The sequence below is a fragment of the Paenibacillus sp. FSL H8-0079 genome, from assembly GCF_037991315.1.
Lineage (GTDB): Bacteria > Bacillota > Bacilli > Paenibacillales > Paenibacillaceae > Paenibacillus.
In genome coordinates this window covers 2,498,710-2,516,887 of the sequence record NZ_CP150300.1, presented here as the reverse complement: position 1 = coordinate 2,516,887, position 18,178 = coordinate 2,498,710, and the positions used below count along the sequence as shown (strand labels likewise).

Genomic DNA, 18,178 nt, shown 5'->3' with positions numbered 1-18,178 from the left:
TGACAAGTAAGCGATCTTTCAGGCAGATTACTTACTAATGAAGAAAAAATTACGTATCACCGATTAATGCCTGTTCCCTGATTCAAATCTAATCCTAGAACAGGGAAAGCTGATTGCTCTCTGGCAAGCCACGGAAACATCCCATATTCGACAGGAGTTCAACAATCGTCTTACTCGCTTTCGATTTCTGTTGGAAATCTTCCACCGACAGGAATTCACCATGATCTCTTGCCGCAGCGATATTGCGAGCTGCATTATCCCCGATTCCTGCCAAAGCTGAAAATGGAGGGATTAGTGTTTTTCCGTCAACGATGAACTTCGTCGCTTCCGAACGGTATAAATCAATAGGTTTCAACGAGAATCCGCGTGCTGCCATTTCTAGACCCATTTCAAGGACAGGCAGCATGTTTTTCTCTTTCGGTGGTGCCTGGAAACCTAATTGCTCGATCTCCGTAATTTTCCGATAGATTGCGTCATATCCCTGACACATCAGTTCAATATCGATCTCATCCGCCCGAACGGTAAAGTAGGTTGCGTAATATTCAATCGGATGATATAGCTTGAAGAATGCCGTACGTACTGCCGAAATAACATAAGCGGCCGCGTGAGCCTTCGGAAACATGTACTGGATTTTGAGACAAGAATCAATGTACCATTGAGGCACTTTGCAATTCTTCATCTCGTCAATCCATTCCTGTGGCAGACCACGTCCCTTACGAACACTCTCGGTAATCTTAAAGGCCAGACTTGCATCCATTCCCGTTTTATAGATCAGGAACAACATGATGTCATCCCGACAACCGATTACCGTCTTAATGTTGCACGTTCCGTTCTTAATCAGATCCTGAGCGTTTCCAAGCCATACCCCTGTACCATGGGACAAACCGGAAATTTGCAGTAAATCGGCAAAAGATGTCGGCTGAGATTCGACAAGCATCTGACGTACGAACTTCGTCCCCATCTCCGGCACGCCAAACGTTGCTACTGGTGACCGAATCTGTTCCGGTGTAACGCCCAAAGCTTCGGTTGAGTTAAACATGCTCATGACTTTGGGATCATTCATCGGAATGGACGTCGGATCGACCCCTGTCAAATCCTGCAACATCCGCATCATAGTTGGATCATCGTGCCCCAGAATATCAAGTTTCAGCAAGTTTTCTTCAAAAGCATGATAATCAAAGTGTGTCGTTTTCCACTCCGCATTAACGTCGTCAGCCGGAAACTGAACAGGTGTAACGTCTTCGACCTCGATATAATCAGGTACTACGACAATACCGCCGGGATGCTGTCCAGTACTCCGTTTCACCCCAGTACAACCAGAGGCCAAACGATTCAATTCAGCTCCACGCCATTTCTTCTGATGCTGTTCCTCATACTTCTTGGCAAAACCAAATGCTGTTTTCTCAGCCACCGTACCAATGGTCCCCGCACGGAAAACACTTTTCTCACTAAATAGCACTTTCGTGTAGTTATGTGCGTGAGGCTGATAATCACCAGAGAAGTTCAAGTCAATATCGGGAACTTTATCTCCTTTAAACCCAAGGAAGGTCTCAAACGGGATGTCCTGGCCTTCTCCTTTAAGTTTCTTACCACAATCCGGACATTCTTTCTCGGGAAGGTCAAATCCACTCCGAACACTACCATCCAGGAACCATTCGCTGTGTTTGCATTCCGAATTCACACATATATAATGAGCAGGCAATGGATTAACTTCGGATATACCCAGGAATGTAGCAACGACAGAGGAACCAACCGATCCCCGCGAACCTACGAGATAACCATCCTGATTCGATTTTTTAACCAATCGTTCCGAGATTAGATAGTTGGCAGAGAACCCGTATTTAATAATTGGAATCAGTTCTTTCTCCAGCCGTGCCACGATGACTTCCGGTAATTCTTCGCCATAGATGGACTTGGCAGTGTCATAGCAGGTATTACGGATTTCATCGTCCGCACCTTCCAGAATCGGAGTAAACAGTTTGTCCGGGAAGAGCTTAATTTCCTCAAATCGGTCAGACAATTCAATTGTATTGGTAACGACAACCTCATAAGCTTTGTCTTGGCCGAGGAACTTGAACTCTTCAAGCATTTCCTCTGTCGTTCTGAAATGTGCATCCGGTTTACGTTGATCTTTGAGTGGACTAAAACCTGTAATTCCGTGAATGGTGATATCCCGATATAACTTGTCACGCGGTTCCAAATAGTGCACGTTACCTGTGGCTATGACTGGTTTATTAAATTTTGCGCCTATATCAATGACTTTACGGATCGCTGTTTTGATTTCTTCAGGAGTAGCCACCAAGCCTTTATCTACCAAGTGCATATACATTGTAAGTGGTTGGATCTCCAGTATGTCATAGAACTCGGCGATCTCTTCCGCTTCTTCGAGCGATTTGTTAAGCACCGCTTCAAAGAATTCACCTTTTTCACAGCCCGATATAATAACGAGGCCTTCACGCAAATTGATCAGTTTCGATTTGGGAATGCACGGTACCCGCTTGAAATGTTCCGTATGAGAGAGAGATACCAATTTATATAGGTTTTTCTTACCGACTTCATTCAGTGCATAGATTCCGCAATGGAAAGGTCTTGTATTCGACAAGTCGACACCTACATAATCGTTCAGGCGATCGAGCCTCGTCAACCCTTTCATCTGGGCAGCATCATTTAATAATCCGATCAGTATACCCGCGAGCGCAACTGTATCGTCAATAGCCCGGTGATGGCTTTCCAGTCCAACCTTATATTTATCCGCCATCGTATTCAGACGGTGGTTCTTATTTTTTGGGAATAACAATCGCGCCAGTTCCAACGTGTCAAGAACAGGGTTAGGAAGCTCTGGCATTCCAATTTGTTTCAGGGAAGCCTGAATAAAGCCCATATCAAAACGTGCATTATGCGCAACAAGTACACCATCTCCAGCAAACTGCACGAAATCACGGATAACAGGCTCCAGCTCAGGTGCGTCTTTTACCATGTCATCATTAATATTAGTCAATTGCTGAATGTTGTAGGGAATGCGTTCATGCGGATTTACAAACGTCGCATACCGGTCAATTTCTTTACCATCTTGCATCTTCACAGCGGCAATCTCAATAATTTTGTTCTGCGTAACCGAAAGACCCGTGGTCTCGATATCAAATACAATGTATGTCGCTGTTTGGAGATCCAATGGCTGTGGAGCCATGACGACCGCAACAGAGTCATTCACTACATTAGCCTCTAGGCCGTAGATCATTTTAATTCCGTTTTTCTTAGCAGCCTTGGAAGCCTCGGGATATACTTGTACACCACCATGATCACTGACCGCAATCGCCTTATGTCCCCACTCTGCCGCCATTTTAACGTATTTGTCGATCGAAGTTACAGCATCCATTGTACTCATCGTAGAGTGCAAATGGAACTCCACCCGTTTCTCTGGTGCATTATCTTTGCGAGATGGCGGTGCTTTGACTTCAATCAAATCTGAAGGAATCATGGCCAGTTCAGGAATTTGCATAAACCGGTCATACTCTACACGACCACGCACTTTTACCCATTTACCGTTAGCCAGCAAACTGAGAATTTTAACATCCTCTTTTGTTTTGGCAAACATCTTCATTTGCATGGAGTCCGTGAAGTCGGTCAGATAGAATGTAAACAACGTATTTCCGTTTCGCAGTTCTTTACGATCCAGACCAAACACCGAACCTTGAAGCGTGACCTTTTTCTCTTCATCCTGGATTTCCTGCATAGGCACTGCTGGCTCTTTAATATCATAGCCCATTTGCAAACGCACATCGCCTTGTTCCTCATCCACCGGGATTTCTGTGTCTACTTCACTCATCATCTTCTCGATGACTTCAAGTTCCTCAACACGTTTTTTGGCCTGGAACTGCTCCATCGCCTCTTTATTGTTGGCCACTTCGCCCACTTGCATCTTGATGCGAAGAGGTAGATGAAAATACTTGTCATAGAACGTCGTGATCGCCTGATCAATCTGTTTCTTGCGAGCCAATTCCATCGACGTTGCGTCACTCATCGTCAGTTGCAAAAGATCCGCTTCACATTCAAACGTAGTCCGGTTCATCCAACCATTCACAGATGGAATCTCACGTGTAACCCACTCCAGAAACAGATTCCAATATTCACTGACGATATCACCACTCTGTACCTTGTCCGTATATTTGAAACCAAATGAAATTTTGGCAATATGATTCATCTTCTCCTGAATATGCAGGCAAAAAGTGCGATAGATCGGAGCGGGTACCAACGTATCCTTTGCAATCAGAATATTCCATTCCCGATTACTTCGGTTGGTCTCTACTTGTTCAATCCATCCATCCAAAAAATAGGGCTCTAACAGACCAGCCGGCAGCTCCGCCTGTTTCATCAACAACTCAAATCGTTTTCTCTTCTCCTCGAATCCGCTCATCGTGTTCCTCCTTGTACCCCCTTAAAGCATGAAAAGCCCCTGCATTCAAAAATGTCACCGATCCGAACTCGCACCGACTCATTTTATCCGACAGAAGCTCTCCATTCATTACTCTTACAGTCCGTACGTGCCATTATATACATTGAACAAAAAGATATTTACACTTACCACTCCGATAACAGAACAACCTTCCGATCGCTGTTACCCCCAGATTTTTTGATTCCCATTTACAAAGGGGAAAATCCGGGGATAAAGGCGAACGCTCCGCTTCTTCAGGTTATTTCTGTTCTCTACGTTCTCATGTAAATGTTTAGTTCAATGTATATAGTCAGGTTATCCTGACTTAATACGCTCTTGCAAACACAACCGTGTGTTCTGCCTGTTCACCACAAGCCAGGCACGTATGCTTTTCTTCCGCAGGCTGGAACGGAATGTTCCGGGTTGTTGCGCCTGTAACTTCTCTTACTTTATCTTCGCAAGCTTCTGAACCGCACCAGCCAGCCAGTGTAAACCCGCGTTTATTTTCCATCAGTTCTTTCATCTCATCCAGTGTATCCACGGAGTAGAAGTTATCCGACATAAATGTGCGAGCACGTTCCAGCATATCTATCTGAATTTGTGTCAGCATAGACTGGATTTCTTCTACCAGGTTCGCCTGTTCTACCACTTTTTTCTCACCTGTGATGCGTGATACGAGTACACAAACGCCATTTTCCATATCACGTGGACCAATTTCCAGACGAATCGGAACACCGCGCATCTCGTATTCATTGAATTTCCAACCTGGGCGAACATCGCTTCGATCATCCATTTTCACACGGACTCCAGCTTGTTTCAACTCAGTGAACAACTCATCTGCACGTCCCACAACAGCATCACGCGTTTTCGGAGGTCCAATTGGAATCATGACCACTTGCGTTGGCGCTACTTTAGGAGGAAGTACCAGACCACGGTCATCTCCATGAACCATAATCAACGCACCAATCAAACGTGTGCTTACTCCCCATGAAGTGGTGTAAGCCAGTTCCAGCACATTGTTCCGACTAAGATACTGGATTTCAAATGCTTTTGCAAAGTTCGTTCCCATGTAGTGTGATGTACCTGCTTGTACAGCGCGTCCATCCTTCATCATGGCTTCGATCGAGTAGGTATCCACCGCACCCGCAAACTTCTCGGATTTGGTTTTCTGACCTACAATTACAGGAATAGCCAAATACTCCTCAACCACTTCACGATATATCTCAAGCATTTTCATCGTTTCTTCACGTGCTTCTTCTTCGGTCTCATGCGCAGTGTGACCTTCCTGCCACAGGAACTCACTTGTGCGAAGGAACGGCAACGTTCTTTTTTCCCAACGAACTACGTTAGCCCACTGATTGATCAATACCGGAAGATCCCGATAAGACTGAATCCATTTGGAATACATGTGACCAATAATCGTTTCGGATGTAGGACGGATTGCCAGACGTTCTTCCAGCTTCTCTCCTCCAGCTTCCGTAACCCATGGTAATTCAGGGTTAAAGCCTTCCACGTGCTCTTTTTCCTTTTGGAAGAAGCTCTCAGGAATGAACATCGGGAAATACGCATTGCGATGACCCGTTTCACGGAAACGACGATCCAACTCGTCCTTGATGTGTTCCCAGATTTCAAAACCGTCTGGCTTGAACACAATACATCCGCGTACCGGTGCATAATCCATGAGATCAGCTTTTTTGATAACATCAATATACCAGCGTGAGAAATCCTCACCCTGTGGTGTGATTTCAGTCACGAATTGTTTATCATTTTCCTTTGACATAAGACTCCAGCGTCCTCCCATAACGACTATCTCTGAATGTCCAGAGCGTAGTCCAACCGTAATTATCCGTTAATTAAACGTAATATATCATTGTAAGTTACTGCCAGCATCAACACAAACAACATCGCAAATCCAATGAAATGCACCATGCCTTCGCGGTTTGGATCAACAGGTCTGCCGCGCAGCGCTTCAATTCCCAAAAACACCAGACGGCTACCGTCCAATGCAGGTATTGGTAACAGGTTAAAAATCCCAAGGTACAGACTCAAAATGGCTGCCCATCTCGTTAACTGCTCAATTCCTTGTTTAGCAATTTGCCCTGTCACTTCAAACGTACGAACAGGCCCACCAATATCGTCCATGTTGAATTGATTGATCAGATGTTTGAACCCTTCAAATATCACTTTGGTGGTATCAACCATGGCTACCCCTGATACCGTAAAGGTCTCTACAAATCCAACGGACCGAGTCGGTAACGTAGGCACGATTCCCACTTTTCCGCCCTCTTGCCCTTCTATTGCACGTGGAGTAATCGTTATATTAAACGTTTCATTCCCCCGAGTTAGCGTCCATTCCATCGGCTTGTCTTTGGAATCGGCAATCATCGTCACCATTTTTTGTGAATCCGTACCAATAGCAGTACCATTGATGGTTTCGATAATATCGCCCTTTTGCAGGTTCGCCTGATCGGCTGCCCCACCTTCAAGCACTTCACCAATTTCAAGATTCTTCGGATTTTCCACTGGAACTCCTGCCATCTGCGCATATACAGCAAACAGCACAAATGCCAAGATAAAGTTCATCAGAGGTCCCGCAAAAATAGCCAATGCACGCTGTCCAACGGTTTTGCTGCCGAATTGACGATCTTTCGGTGCAATCTGCGTTTGTTTACCACGACTTACCAACATCGCTTGGGGATGTATACGATACTCCTGAATCTCTCCATCTACATCGAGTTGAAGCTTCAGCGCTCTCTCCATATCAATGGAGATGACTTCACCACGTATTACATTTTTACGGTTATCCAGCTGGTCCAGATAGATCATCTTCACCTGGTCATCCGCTGATCTTACCGCAATGGTCTGTCCTTCCTGGATCTCTACCAGTTCCGGATCTTCACCTGCCATCCGTGCATATCCACCAAAAGGCAACAAACGCAATGTAAACTGGGTCTCGTTTCTTTTATATGAGAACAATTTGGGACCAAAACCGATCGCAAATTCCCGTACAAGAATACCGGCGCGTTTGGCAAAGTAATAATGCCCCCATTCATGAACCGTCACGATGACAAAGAACATGAGCACCGTTAGAAATACCACTTGTATGGTTTCCAATCCCTATCCATCCTCCTTCACGGCACATACCGCAGTCTGTCCCTCTAGATTATCATTATTCTCTGATACCGCACAAGAGAATCACTTCTTCCATTTTGTTATGAAAAAAGAGATTACAGACTGGACGCAAGCTTGCGACTCTCCTGATCACATCGGGCGATCTCCTGCAGATCAGGCTCGTCCACATTGTGGTGTGCTTCCAGCACAGAAGCAATAATATCTTCTATTTTAAGGAATGAAATCTCTTTACGCAAGAAACGGGCTACAGCAACCTCGTTGGCTGCATTAAACGCCGTTGTTGCGGTTCCTCCCATTTTACCACACTCATACGCCATTCTTAAACATGGGAACCGTTCCATATCCATCTCACGGAAATGTAATTTCCCAGCTTGAGCAAGAGACAGCCGCTGTGCTGGGGATGGCAAACGGTCAGGATAAGTCAATGCATATTGAATGGGAACTCGCATGTCCGGATTACCCAGTTGAGCGATGATGCTGGTGTCATCAAATTCCACATAGGAATGAATAACGCTCTCCGGGTGAAGCAATACGTTAATCTGATCATATCGAAGACCAAATAACCAATGCGCTTCAATGACCTCAAGTCCCTTGTTTACCATCGTTGCCGAGTCTATCGTGATTTTGGAACCCATTGACCAATTCGGATGTTTAAGCGCATCCTCTATAGTCACGTTCTTCAACTGTTCACGGGTAAGATCACGGAACGATCCGCCTGAAGCGGTGAGCGTGATTCCTGTCAGGCGTTCTCTGTTTTCACCATTTAAGCATTGGAATATAGCAGAGTGCTCACTATCAACGGGCAATAAAGAGACTCCCTTGGCAACCGCTCTTGTTGTGACAATATGCCCCGCTGTAACCAATGTCTCCTTGTTAGCCAGTCCGATCTGTTTGCCCGCGTCTATGGCAGCAAGCGTTGACTCCAATCCAACACTCCCCACCACCGCTGTAACAACCGTATGTGCATCGGTTCCTGCCGCAACTTCAACGAGTCCTTCGTTGCCGTAAAACAGTTGCGTTCCTGCTGGCAAATATGGAGCTACCTGCTCGGCCAATTCTTTGGACCCCACCGAGACTTTCTTTGGTCGGTAACGCTTGGTTTGTTCAATCAGCAGGTCTGTATTGCCTCCGGCAGCCAGTCCTTCCACTTGAAAGAGCTCTGGATGCATGTCTACTACATCTAGTGTCTGGGTTCCAATGGAACCGGTCGACCCGAGAATCGCAATTTTTTTCATGCTGCACCTCATCTTTATTTATCCAATGCCTACGGCGAACAAGGCTGTTATCTCAGACTCATGTTCTTCTTTAGTAGGGCAGTAGCATTAGTATATGTACGAATGGGAAAACAACAATCCAGCTGTCGCACCGATCAAGAATGCCTCCATGCCCTGGGAGAAGACTGCCTGAATCCTTAATATTATATACACGTTTGTATGCAGACTGGATCAAGTCACCCATCTGACCTACGACTGCACAGGCAATTCCGATCACAATCGCTCTCTGCCAGGAAAGCAAACCATCTGACACTAATGCAAAAACAACAGATGTGACAATTGCAATCACGATGCCACCCAGTGCACCCTCTATAGTCTTGTTTGGACTGATGGAAGGCCACAGTTTGTTTTTACCAATTAGTTTCCCTACAAAATAAGCCCCTGCATCACTGGCCCATATGGAGCCCAGCAACAGGAACGTCCAGAACAATCCATGATGCAGATGTCTGGATTCTGCAATGTAATAAAAACCGATCCCTATATACAAAACGCCGAGGAAAAGCATGGCTACTGTATTCACGGGAACCTTATTCTTGGTGACAACCGAAGCTGTCATCAATACAAGCATTACAATCCAGATGACCTGAAACAAGGATAGCGGCCTTGCCTCCCAAAGCATTTCCCAAGGAAACACAATGGCAAACACACCTGCATATCCAATCAGGGCCACACCTGAAAAAGGCATCACCCCGGTCATTTTAACAAATTCATAATAACCGATGAGAGCCATAAGCAATACCAAACCATGGTACCAGGGTCCGCCCAGCATGCAAAAACCTAAAAACAACACACCTGCTATGATTCCTGTCGTTAATCGCTGTTTCAACGGCTTCATCCTCCATCTATTTCAAACCGCCGTAACGCCTTGTTCTGCGCTGATATTCGGCTACTGCTTCAAGCAAATGCTTTTTGCCAAATTCGGGCCAGTATATATCCGTAAACCATAATTCACTATATGCAAGTTGCCAAAGCATAAAGTTGCTTAATCTCAACTCTCCGCTCGTCCGGATCAACAAATCCGGATCGGGCATGTCAACCGTCAGCATATGTCTATCAATGAGTTCAGGTGTTATATCCTCTGCCGATAGTTCCCCCGATTTCACCTGCAGAGCGATCTGTTTAACACAGTCCGTCATTTCACGACGACTTCCATAGTTCATTGCAAAGTTCAAAACGAGACCTGTATTATGTTCCGTAAGACGAATGGCTTCCCGCAAGGCATTGATGGTATGAGAAGGTAAATGTTCCTCTTGGCCCATCATGCGAATGCGCACATTTTTTTCTATAAGTTCATCCAGCTCTATAGCCAGAAATTCTTGCGGAAGTCGCATCAGAAAATCCACTTCTTCTTTTGGACGCGTCCAGTTTTCTGTCGAAAAAGCGTACATCGTCAGATATTTGATGCCCAGTTCATCCGCCGCGATGGTCGCACGTTTGACCGCCTTCATGCCATTTTGGTGCCCGGCTATACGCGGGAGTCCCAAACGTTTGGCCCATCGTCCATTGCCGTCCATGATGATGGCGACGTGCTGCGGGATATTGTCCTCGGATATAGTCAGCGTTTCCTGCTTGTCAGCCCCATTCCACCACGACCGAACCCGTTTGATCATTCCTGTTCCTCCAAAATCCCTGAAGTTTCTTCATCTGAAGCTTGGAAAAAGAGACAAAACCCCACCGTATTGGAGGGGCTGCGCTTGTCTTACACTTCCATGATTTCTTTTTCTTTGGCAGCAAGTACCTTATCGACTTCAGCAATAAACTTGTCAGTCGATTTTTGGATATCGTCCTGATGTCTCCGGGATTCATCCTCGGAAATGTCTGACTTCTCCATTTTCTTGATGTCATCATTCGCGTCACGGCGAATGTTACGAATCGCTACTTTACCTTCTTCACCGAACTTCTTCGTCAGCTTCACAAGTTCCGCTCTGCGCTCTTCCGTCAATGCCGGAATAGACAAACGGATCATGCTACCATCATTCGCTGGAGTAAGCCCCAGATCCGATTTCATGATGGCACGCTCGATGTCACCCATGGAAGATTTGTCCCAAGGCTGAATCATCAGTGTACGGGAATCCGGAGTACTGATATTAGCAAGTTGATTCAATGGCGTCATTGCCCCATAATACTCTACCTGAATTCGGTCCAGAAGAGCTGGAGTTGCACGGCCTGCACGCAAAGAAGCCAAGTCACGACGCAATGCTTGAATTGCTTTTTCCATACGCTCTTCGGCATGTTGTTTAACCGCTTGTGGCATTAATCTACACTCCCTTTAACGATTGTTCCGATACGTTCGCCCAGAACAACACGCTTGATGTTACCTTGTTCCGTAATGGCAAATACGATCAACGGGATGTTGTTGTCCTTACAAAGCGAGGATGCCGTCGAATCCATTACACCAAGGTCTTTGTTAAGAATATCCATGTAAGTCAACTGATCAAATTTCACAGCTGTACTGTCCTTAAACGGATCTGCTGAGTATACACCATCGACTTTGTTTTTGGCCATCAAGATAACTTCTGCTTCAATCTCCGCTGCGCGCAGTGCTGCTGTTGTATCAGTGGAAAAGAACGGGTTACCTGTACCTGCTGCAAAAATAACGACCCGGCCTTTCTCCAGATGACGAATAGCTCTACGACGAATATAAGGCTCTGCAATCTGTTGCATTGCAATAGATGTCTGTACACGCGTTGGTACTTCAATCTGTTCCAAAGCATCCTGGAGTGCTAACGAATTCATTACCGTCGCCAGCATACCCATATAATCTGCAGTTGCACGATCGATGCCGTTTTCGCTACCGGCAATTCCACGCCAGATGTTTCCGCCACCACATACAATAGCAACTTGTACACCAAGTGCAACAACCTCTTTTACCTGTTGGGCAATCGACGAGATCGTATCTGCATCAATACCGTAGCCGTTTTGACCGGAAAGAGACTCTCCGCTGACCTTTAAGACAACACGTTTAAATACTGGCTGTTCCAATTATTCACCCTCCACTTTGAATTGAACACGCTCGGTGTTCAACCAACAAAACTTCTCGCGCATGGCCTCCTGCTTAAAAAGAAAGGAACACAGTTGTGTTCCGCTCTTTTAGGAAAAACGTTTAACCGGTAAGGCACTGTTTTCCTGGGATATAAGGGAGTTTACGCTTCGAAGTTTCATCATTCTTATATCTTCGAAAATCAATCCTGCTTGCCGGTTTTAAAAACCGTCTTATTTGTTTACTTGGGACATTACTTCTTCTACGAAGTTGTCTACTTTTTTCTCAAGACCTTCACCCAGTTCGTAACGAACGAAACGACGGATGGAGATGTTTTCACCAATTTGGCTGATTTTTTCGTTCAGCAATTGGGAAATCGTTTTGTCTGGATCTTTAACGAAAGTTTGTTCCAGCAGGCAATACTCTTCGTAGTATTTACCGATACGGCCTTCAACCATTTTTTCAATGATTTTCTCTGGTTTGCCTTCGTTAAGAGCTTGAGCTTTCAGAATTTCTTTTTCTTTTTCCAGCTCTTCTGTAGGAACTTCTTCGCGTGTAACAAATTTAGGATTAGCTGCAGCGATTTGCATAGCTACATCTTTAACAAAATCCTTAAATTGATCCGTTTTACCTACGAAGTCTGTTTCACAGTTAACTTCAACCAAGACACCAATACGTCCACCAGCGTGGATGTAAGATTCTACAACGCCTTCAGTTGCTGCACGGCCCGCTTTGCTTGCTGCTGCAGAAAGACCTTTCTCACGCAACAATTCAGCTGCTTTCGTTACATCACCGTTTGCTTCTTCCAGTGCTTTCTTACAATCGAGCATACCAGCGCCCGTTCTTTCGCGAAGTTCTTTTACCGCACTCGCATTAACTGCCATTATAAATCCCCTCCAAAATTAAGTATTGTACGTACACTCTAAAAAAAGGGCAGTGAGAGGTTATCCACCTGCCAACCACCCTTTTCATTTAGTTTATTGCATATGTTCGAATCTATTAAGCGGAAGTTTCTTCGCCTTGGTTAGCTTCGATTACAGCGTCAGCCATTTTACCTGTCAGCAATTTAACAGCGCGAATCGCGTCGTCATTACCTGGGATAACATAATCGATCTCGTCCGGATCGCAGTTAGTATCAACGATACCAACAATTGGGATACCCAATTTGCGAGCTTCCGCAACAGCGATACGCTCTTTGCGTGGATCGATGATGAACAGGGCGCTTGGCAGGCCTTTCATATTTTTAATACCGCCCAAGAATTTCTCCAGACGATCTTTTTCTTTGCGAAGCAAGATTACTTCTTTTTTAGGCAATACAGCGAATGTACCGTCTTCTTCCCAAGCTTCCAACTGTTTCAAACGATCAATACGTTTTTGAATAGTTTGGAAGTTAGTCAGGGTACCGCCGAGCCAGCGTTGGTTAATGTAGAATTGACCAGCACGTTCAGCTTCTTCTTTAACGGAATCTTGAGCTTGTTTCTTAGTACCCACGAAAAGAATTTTACCATTCTCTCCTGCGATTCCTTTAACGAAATTGTAAGCCTCTTCGACTTTTTTCACCGTCTTTTGCAAATCGATGATGTAAATTCCGTTTCTTTCAGTGAAGATATAACGATCCATTTTTGGGTTCCAACGACGAGTCTGGTGACCGAAGTGTACCCCAGCTTCGAGAAGCTGCTTCATGGAGATTACTGCCATCTTCACACACCTCCTAATATGGTTTTATTGTGTCCTCCGCCGGCATCATTTTTCGCCAAGACTCTCCATCAGGAAAGCACCCTCAACAAAATTAGCACATGCGTGTGTTTTAACACCGTTATCTAATATAGCACAACTGACAACCTGATGCAACACTCTTTGAAACTAAATCTTCTTCTATACTTATTGCTTTTAACCTAGCAATCTATACTTCAACTGAAACTCAACAATACTTATTATTGGTTTTTCAAATTATACGATTAAATACGCAAAAAACCGTCCTGTCCGAGCATGCTCAGCTTGACGGTTCTTTCGTAATTTTTGCGATAATGGATTTGAAACTCTCGCCTTTTTCAAGCGCATAAGTACCCACTTGGATTTTGGTGTTGATTCGTTCAGCTTTGCCAGCCTTTATGAAAGCTTGTGCATCATCAACGATTCCGGCGGTTTTTAGGTTCGCTGCAACGATCGCCAGACTATTGCCAGAACGCACTTTGAATGATACCGTTGCGCCTTTCGGATTGCTCGGTGTTGCAGGTTCTGTTGTTTTCGGCTCAGTTATCTCTTTCTGCCCTTCAACTTCACTTGTAGCAGGCTCTTGTGGCTTCTCAGGCTCGGTAGGTGTCTCCGCAGAGGTTACTGTCTCAGGCGGTGTTGCTGTTTTCCCCTGTAACTCACTGCTCTCCTGCTTTTTCTTCGCCACCCACTCAGCTTCTGTGTATAATTCCTCTTCAGAACCTACCAACTTCATATCCAGGCTTTTCGCGACTGTTTCCAGCTGTTCTTTCGTCATATTGGCGGTCTGCTCAGGGTCAAGATTACTATCAGATAATGCATTTTGTCCTACTGTGGCCAGTTGAAGCAAAACTGCACCAATAATCATACCGCTCCCCAGACCAATCCATAAGGATCGCTTGTCCATGACTTAGCTTTCCTCCCGTTCTGCCAGTTGCAGTATTAACTGTACCTCACCACGCTGAATACCTGTCTGCTTGGATATGGCATCCATCGACTTACCCTCTGCATGTAAATTAAAGAGTTCTGCATATCGATCTTTAATCGATTCACGCCCAGGCATAGATTCGACTTTGCTGGTCGGTAGATCTGCTTCTAACGCCTGCTGGGCCGCCTCTGCTTGCACACTTTTCACGAGCGCTTGTGCTTGCAAACCTTCGGAAGCTTGTACGGGTATATTACCTGAGTGTGGGAAAGGTGATGCGAAAGGTTCGTTCTTTTTGCTCTGCTCCAGCTGATCCAACCGCTGCTGTAATTCCTGGAGTTGCGATTGCATACGTTGATCGGCTGCTGTCGCTTCTCCTTTCATTTCAGCTACACGCTGAATGAGAGCATCATTATCATTTTCGATCTCGGTCATGTAATGTTCAAGCGTAGATTCCATCTCCTGCACCAGTTGATGCCCAGGCTCCTGCGCCTTGTTTTTCCGGGGCATGATATATGCGTAGGCAATAGCGCAGGCTCCTAATATGACAATGATGATCCATGGTGACAAATTGGGTTCTCTCCTTCTAGTTCAACCATCGGTACGTAAGACTGCATGTCCATCACAATCACCTGTTATAAAGATAGATCAATGTGTTTTCCTTTGTAAGGGTGCTCCGCAGGTTTGACGGTTTCCTGAACCTGCGCAGTTTCCTGTCCATCAGAACCACTCTGCTGATTCTCATCATGGGTATGACCATCACGCACCGAAGTCTGTGAAGTTTCGTCCATTGCTTCACTTCGTTGCCTTGCTTCGTTTGCTTCTTTCGCCGTTTGCTCTGCCAAGAGATTCTGATCTGTAACCGGTCTCTGCTGGGCCTCACTCTGATAACGCCCTGCCTCGCTTGTTCGTGGTACCGCAATCTGCAACTCCACTGCTTTGAAACTCATACGCTCACCTCACGGTTTCGAATGGATTTCTTCATGTGCCTGAATGCTGTACTTAAACGTATGGAACCATCGTAATATCGCCATCGTGATAATAAAATGAAATTCGACTGACTGGATCTTTAATAAATTTCGTGTATCTGCCGATAACTATTTTAGAGCCTCCATAAATCGTCTTCAAAATATCAACACGAGCCATACTTGTATCTTCAAGTTCCTTTTCAATTTCGAAGATACGCATTTTCGTTTCTTCACTTATACGAAGAGCAGATTTCTGCGTAGCATTCAGCTTGATTCGCATCGACATCTTATCTGGGCTTAATTGTCCAGCGGCAGCTAACTGATCCAACAATGTCAAAGCCTTCTTCGTTTTGTCCAAGGAATCCATCTGCTCTCTAACTTCCTTGCGCAAATCATTCAGTTCGTTACGCAGCCTCGGCAACACACCAACTTCAATGGCAGTGACCGTGGACATACTGTTGCCTACAACACGCGCTGAGACGTTCTTACCAGCCTGGATTGAGCCGCCAACGATAAGACCTTTGGTTCCTGCACAGATGACACCATGGGCAGCACGAATATTGGAGTGCATAATACTTTGGGAAACCAGTACATCTTCACCTGCATCCACGTTGCCTTCTTGAATAAAGGTACATTTAACATTATGGCCTGCGTGTACAAGTCCTTTGTTATAACCAATAATGCCACCGGTAATTTCGATTGAACCACCTGCTTCCAGGTCCGCTCCTTCGACACCTCCGACGACACGAATATCACCTGCTGCTTTTACTTTAAATCCGGTAAGTACGTTGCCTCGTATGACAACTGTGCCTACAAAGTCGATATTACCGTTATTGTAGTCAACGTCTCCATTGACTTCATAAACCGGAAATACATTCAGTTTGTTACCGTCCGTTTTGGTAACGAGCCCATCCAGTGCAGCATACATCGCAGATCCGTCCGGGTTAATCACAACGTTTTTCCCAACTTTAAACCGAGCTTCTTTTCCGGGACGATAAGGAATTTCCTCACCTGTTACTGCCCTGCCTGGTATACCATCGCCAGGAGCAATTCGCTCTGCAATGATCTGACCACTACGAACATTGTTTAACCGGGTCACTTCTTTGTAATCAACGGTTCCATCTTCCGATTCGAGCGGTCGTCGCTCGTTCGTATCGTCCATCCCTATCAGGATCTTGATGAATCCATCTGTTCCCTGAATAGGAGCAACACCTTGGGCAATTTTATATTTATCTTTTACATAGGTTTCAGGGTTACTCACAAAAAGCAATAATGCCTCTCGTAATACACCTTGCTTGATGCCCTTGTTCGCCACAAATTGTTCAAGTTCATCGATCGTGCAGGCAAAGCCTTCTTCCTCTTTGGAAAATTCAAGGTAGGCTGTGCATTTGTCGTCCGATAAAACAATGTTTAAACATTGTTCCAAAGCAGTCCGCTGTGTCACTCCAGTTCTTCCCCCTTTTAGACTTTCCACTCCCCAAACTCCAATATATTACTTCTCTCTATTAATCTTTACGCATCAACAAATCTTTCTGTTTGTCCAATGTGCCGCGTAATCGTAATATTGCCTTGGAATGTAACTGGGATATACGAGACGGAGAAAGAGACATAACCTCCGCAATTTCACTAAGAGAAAGGTCTTCGTAATACAAGAGTGAAACAACTGTCCGCTCTTTTACCGTCAACTTGTCCAACCCTTGCACCAAAGCTTCCTTCAAATAAAACTCATTCACTTTATAATCCGGATTTTTAGCTTTCTCATCCACCATTAAAGACAGACGTGTCTCAGACTCTTCTTCACGAATTGGGTCCTCCAGCGAGCAAAGTGACATGACTGCCACTTCCTGAAGCATATGTTGAAAATCTTTGGTCGACACGTCCAGATACTCACTCATTTCCTCATCACTAACGGACCTGAGATAGCTTTGTTCCAGCTGCTGGTAGGCGTCTTCAATCCGTTTGGCCTTCTCCCGCACAGAACGCGGAACCCAATCACCTTGACGCAGACCGTCAAGTATGGCTCCGCGGACCCTCCATGATGCATAGGTTTCAAATTGCAGACCACGTTCATAGTCGAATTTCTCCAATGCATCAATCAATCCCATAACGCCATTACTCTCCAAGTCATCTTTAGGAACATTTTTAGGCAAACCGACTGCCAGACGGCCGGAAACATAATTTACAATATGGAGATACTTTTCAATCAAAGTTTTCTTGGCTTCAAGATCTCCATGCTCTTTCCACTTTTCCCACAGATCAGAATGGTTCAAATGTGAAGCTTTACGCTCGTTCAATTGCTTTCACCCTCCTTATTTGTCTGTCAGGTGACGAACGGCCTGCGCCAATTCCTCCGGATCCTTTGTCCGGACAAGTTTAGGCGGATCCAAAGGGGCGAATCCCGTTGGAGCTTTCGTCTCAGATGGCGGAAGATCGTCTCCAGAGGAGGCGCTCTGTCCACTCTTGAGCAATTCATTCAGCTCTTGTCCATCGTCTTCGAGTTTGATGTCCACCTGTGAACCTCTTTGATCTTGAGCATTTGGTGAATCATAACCATATCCATTTCCCTGGGGCTGAGGGTTCAGCAGCAATCCCAATCCCCAACGTAAACCATATGCAAGGACAAACCAGGCTACGAATCCGATCAATCCGCGAATTAAACTGGTCGTCAGCACATTGCTGCTGTAAGCTACAAAAAAAGTAAGAATAAATCCAACGATGCCTGCTCCTAGATTAATGCGGTAGTTTCCTATCATA

16 protein-coding genes are annotated in these 18,178 nt (G+C 45.3%); all 16 read right to left on the bottom strand.

Annotated features, from left to right (window positions below):
- Nucleotides 1-94: 94 nt before the first annotated feature.
- Nucleotides 95-4,414 carry a PolC-type DNA polymerase III gene (locus tag MHI06_RS11400; protein WP_340401520.1) on the bottom strand — a complete coding sequence of 1,440 codons (4,320 nt, stop codon included), beginning with the start codon at nucleotides 4,412-4,414 and terminating at the stop codon, nucleotides 95-97.
- A 343-nt stretch (nucleotides 4,415-4,757) separates the two neighbouring features.
- Nucleotides 4,758-6,212: a proline--tRNA ligase gene (gene proS / locus MHI06_RS11395; protein WP_340401519.1), complete on the bottom strand. Its 1,455-nt coding sequence runs from the start codon at nucleotides 6,210-6,212 to the stop codon at nucleotides 4,758-4,760.
- A gap of 62 nt (nucleotides 6,213-6,274) precedes the next feature.
- A complete protein-coding gene (gene rseP / locus MHI06_RS11390; protein WP_340401518.1) occupies nucleotides 6,275-7,546 on the bottom strand; it encodes an RIP metalloprotease RseP in 1,272 nt (423 codons plus the stop codon).
- Nucleotides 7,547-7,659: 113 nt separating this feature from the next.
- A complete protein-coding gene (locus MHI06_RS11385) occupies nucleotides 7,660-8,799 on the bottom strand; it encodes a 1-deoxy-D-xylulose-5-phosphate reductoisomerase (protein ID WP_340401517.1) in 1,140 nt (379 codons plus the stop codon).
- 70 nt (nucleotides 8,800-8,869) lie between these two features.
- Nucleotides 8,870-9,664: a phosphatidate cytidylyltransferase gene (locus MHI06_RS11380; protein ID WP_062833821.1), complete on the bottom strand. Its 795-nt coding sequence runs from the start codon at nucleotides 9,662-9,664 to the stop codon at nucleotides 8,870-8,872.
- A gap of 16 nt (nucleotides 9,665-9,680) precedes the next feature.
- Nucleotides 9,681-10,448, bottom strand: a complete 768-nt coding sequence (locus tag MHI06_RS11375) for an isoprenyl transferase (protein WP_017689151.1) — start codon at nucleotides 10,446-10,448, stop codon at nucleotides 9,681-9,683.
- Between the two features lie 89 nt (nucleotides 10,449-10,537).
- The gene (gene frr / locus MHI06_RS11370) at nucleotides 10,538-11,092 is read right to left on the bottom strand and encodes a ribosome recycling factor (protein WP_100529402.1); all 555 of its coding nucleotides are present in this window, start codon (nucleotides 11,090-11,092) and stop codon (nucleotides 10,538-10,540) included.
- Nucleotides 11,092-11,820 (bottom strand): UMP kinase, encoded by a 729-nt coding sequence (gene pyrH, locus MHI06_RS11365; protein WP_017689153.1) that lies wholly within the window; start codon nucleotides 11,818-11,820, stop codon nucleotides 11,092-11,094. The genes frr and pyrH overlap by 1 nt, the downstream gene beginning before the upstream one ends.
- Before the next feature lie 231 nt (nucleotides 11,821-12,051).
- On the bottom strand, nucleotides 12,052-12,702 hold the full coding sequence (gene tsf / locus MHI06_RS11360; protein WP_169478464.1) for a translation elongation factor Ts: 651 nt from the start codon (nucleotides 12,700-12,702) through the stop codon (nucleotides 12,052-12,054).
- Nucleotides 12,703-12,817: 115 nt separating this feature from the next.
- On the bottom strand, nucleotides 12,818-13,516 hold the full coding sequence (gene rpsB / locus MHI06_RS11355; RefSeq protein ID WP_017689155.1) for a 30S ribosomal protein S2: 699 nt from the start codon (nucleotides 13,514-13,516) through the stop codon (nucleotides 12,818-12,820).
- A gap of 295 nt (nucleotides 13,517-13,811) precedes the next feature.
- Nucleotides 13,812-14,438 carry a hypothetical protein gene (locus MHI06_RS11350; RefSeq protein WP_340401516.1) on the bottom strand — a complete coding sequence of 209 codons (627 nt, stop codon included), beginning with the start codon at nucleotides 14,436-14,438 and terminating at the stop codon, nucleotides 13,812-13,814.
- A gap of 3 nt (nucleotides 14,439-14,441) precedes the next feature.
- Nucleotides 14,442-15,026 (bottom strand): hypothetical protein, encoded by a 585-nt coding sequence (locus MHI06_RS11345; RefSeq protein ID WP_340401515.1) that lies wholly within the window; start codon nucleotides 15,024-15,026, stop codon nucleotides 14,442-14,444.
- 65 nt (nucleotides 15,027-15,091) lie between these two features.
- Nucleotides 15,092-15,406, bottom strand: a complete 315-nt coding sequence (locus MHI06_RS11340) for a hypothetical protein (RefSeq protein WP_169478467.1) — start codon at nucleotides 15,404-15,406, stop codon at nucleotides 15,092-15,094.
- 52 nt (nucleotides 15,407-15,458) lie between these two features.
- The gene (locus tag MHI06_RS11335) at nucleotides 15,459-16,868 is read right to left on the bottom strand and encodes a FapA family protein (RefSeq protein WP_169478468.1); all 1,410 of its coding nucleotides are present in this window, start codon (nucleotides 16,866-16,868) and stop codon (nucleotides 15,459-15,461) included.
- A gap of 61 nt (nucleotides 16,869-16,929) precedes the next feature.
- Nucleotides 16,930-17,718, bottom strand: a complete 789-nt coding sequence (locus MHI06_RS11330) for a FliA/WhiG family RNA polymerase sigma factor (RefSeq protein WP_017689160.1) — start codon at nucleotides 17,716-17,718, stop codon at nucleotides 16,930-16,932.
- A 15-nt stretch (nucleotides 17,719-17,733) separates the two neighbouring features.
- Entirely contained in the window at nucleotides 17,734-18,177 is a 444-nt protein-coding gene (locus tag MHI06_RS11325; RefSeq protein ID WP_340401514.1) for a hypothetical protein, read from the bottom strand.
- Nucleotide 18,178: the final 1 nt, after the last annotated feature.

Coding starts and splice junctions, on each gene's coding strand:
- MHI06_RS11375 (WP_017689151.1), bottom strand. CDS start 10,448: ATGATCAAACGGGTTCGGTCGTGGTGGAATGGGGCTGACAAGCAGGAA.
- MHI06_RS11350 (WP_340401516.1), bottom strand. CDS start 14,438: ATGGACAAGCGATCCTTATGGATTGGTCTGGGGAGCGGTATGATTATT.
- MHI06_RS11340 (WP_169478467.1), bottom strand. CDS start 15,406: ATGAGTTTCAAAGCAGTGGAGTTGCAGATTGCGGTACCACGAACAAGC.
- rpsB (WP_017689155.1), bottom strand. CDS start 13,516: ATGGCAGTAATCTCCATGAAGCAGCTTCTCGAAGCTGGGGTACACTTC.
- MHI06_RS11400 (WP_340401520.1), bottom strand. CDS start 4,414: ATGAGCGGATTCGAGGAGAAGAGAAAACGATTTGAGTTGTTGATGAAA.
- MHI06_RS11385 (WP_340401517.1), bottom strand. CDS start 8,799: ATGAAAAAAATTGCGATTCTCGGGTCGACCGGTTCCATTGGAACCCAG.
- frr (WP_100529402.1), bottom strand. CDS start 11,092: ATGCCACAAGCGGTTAAACAACATGCCGAAGAGCGTATGGAAAAAGCA.
- MHI06_RS11325 (WP_340401514.1), bottom strand. CDS start 18,177: ATGATAGGAAACTACCGCATTAATCTAGGAGCAGGCATCGTTGGATTT.
- proS (WP_340401519.1), bottom strand. CDS start 6,212: ATGTCAAAGGAAAATGATAAACAATTCGTGACTGAAATCACACCACAG.
- tsf (WP_169478464.1), bottom strand. CDS start 12,702: ATGGCAGTTAATGCGAGTGCGGTAAAAGAACTTCGCGAAAGAACGGGC.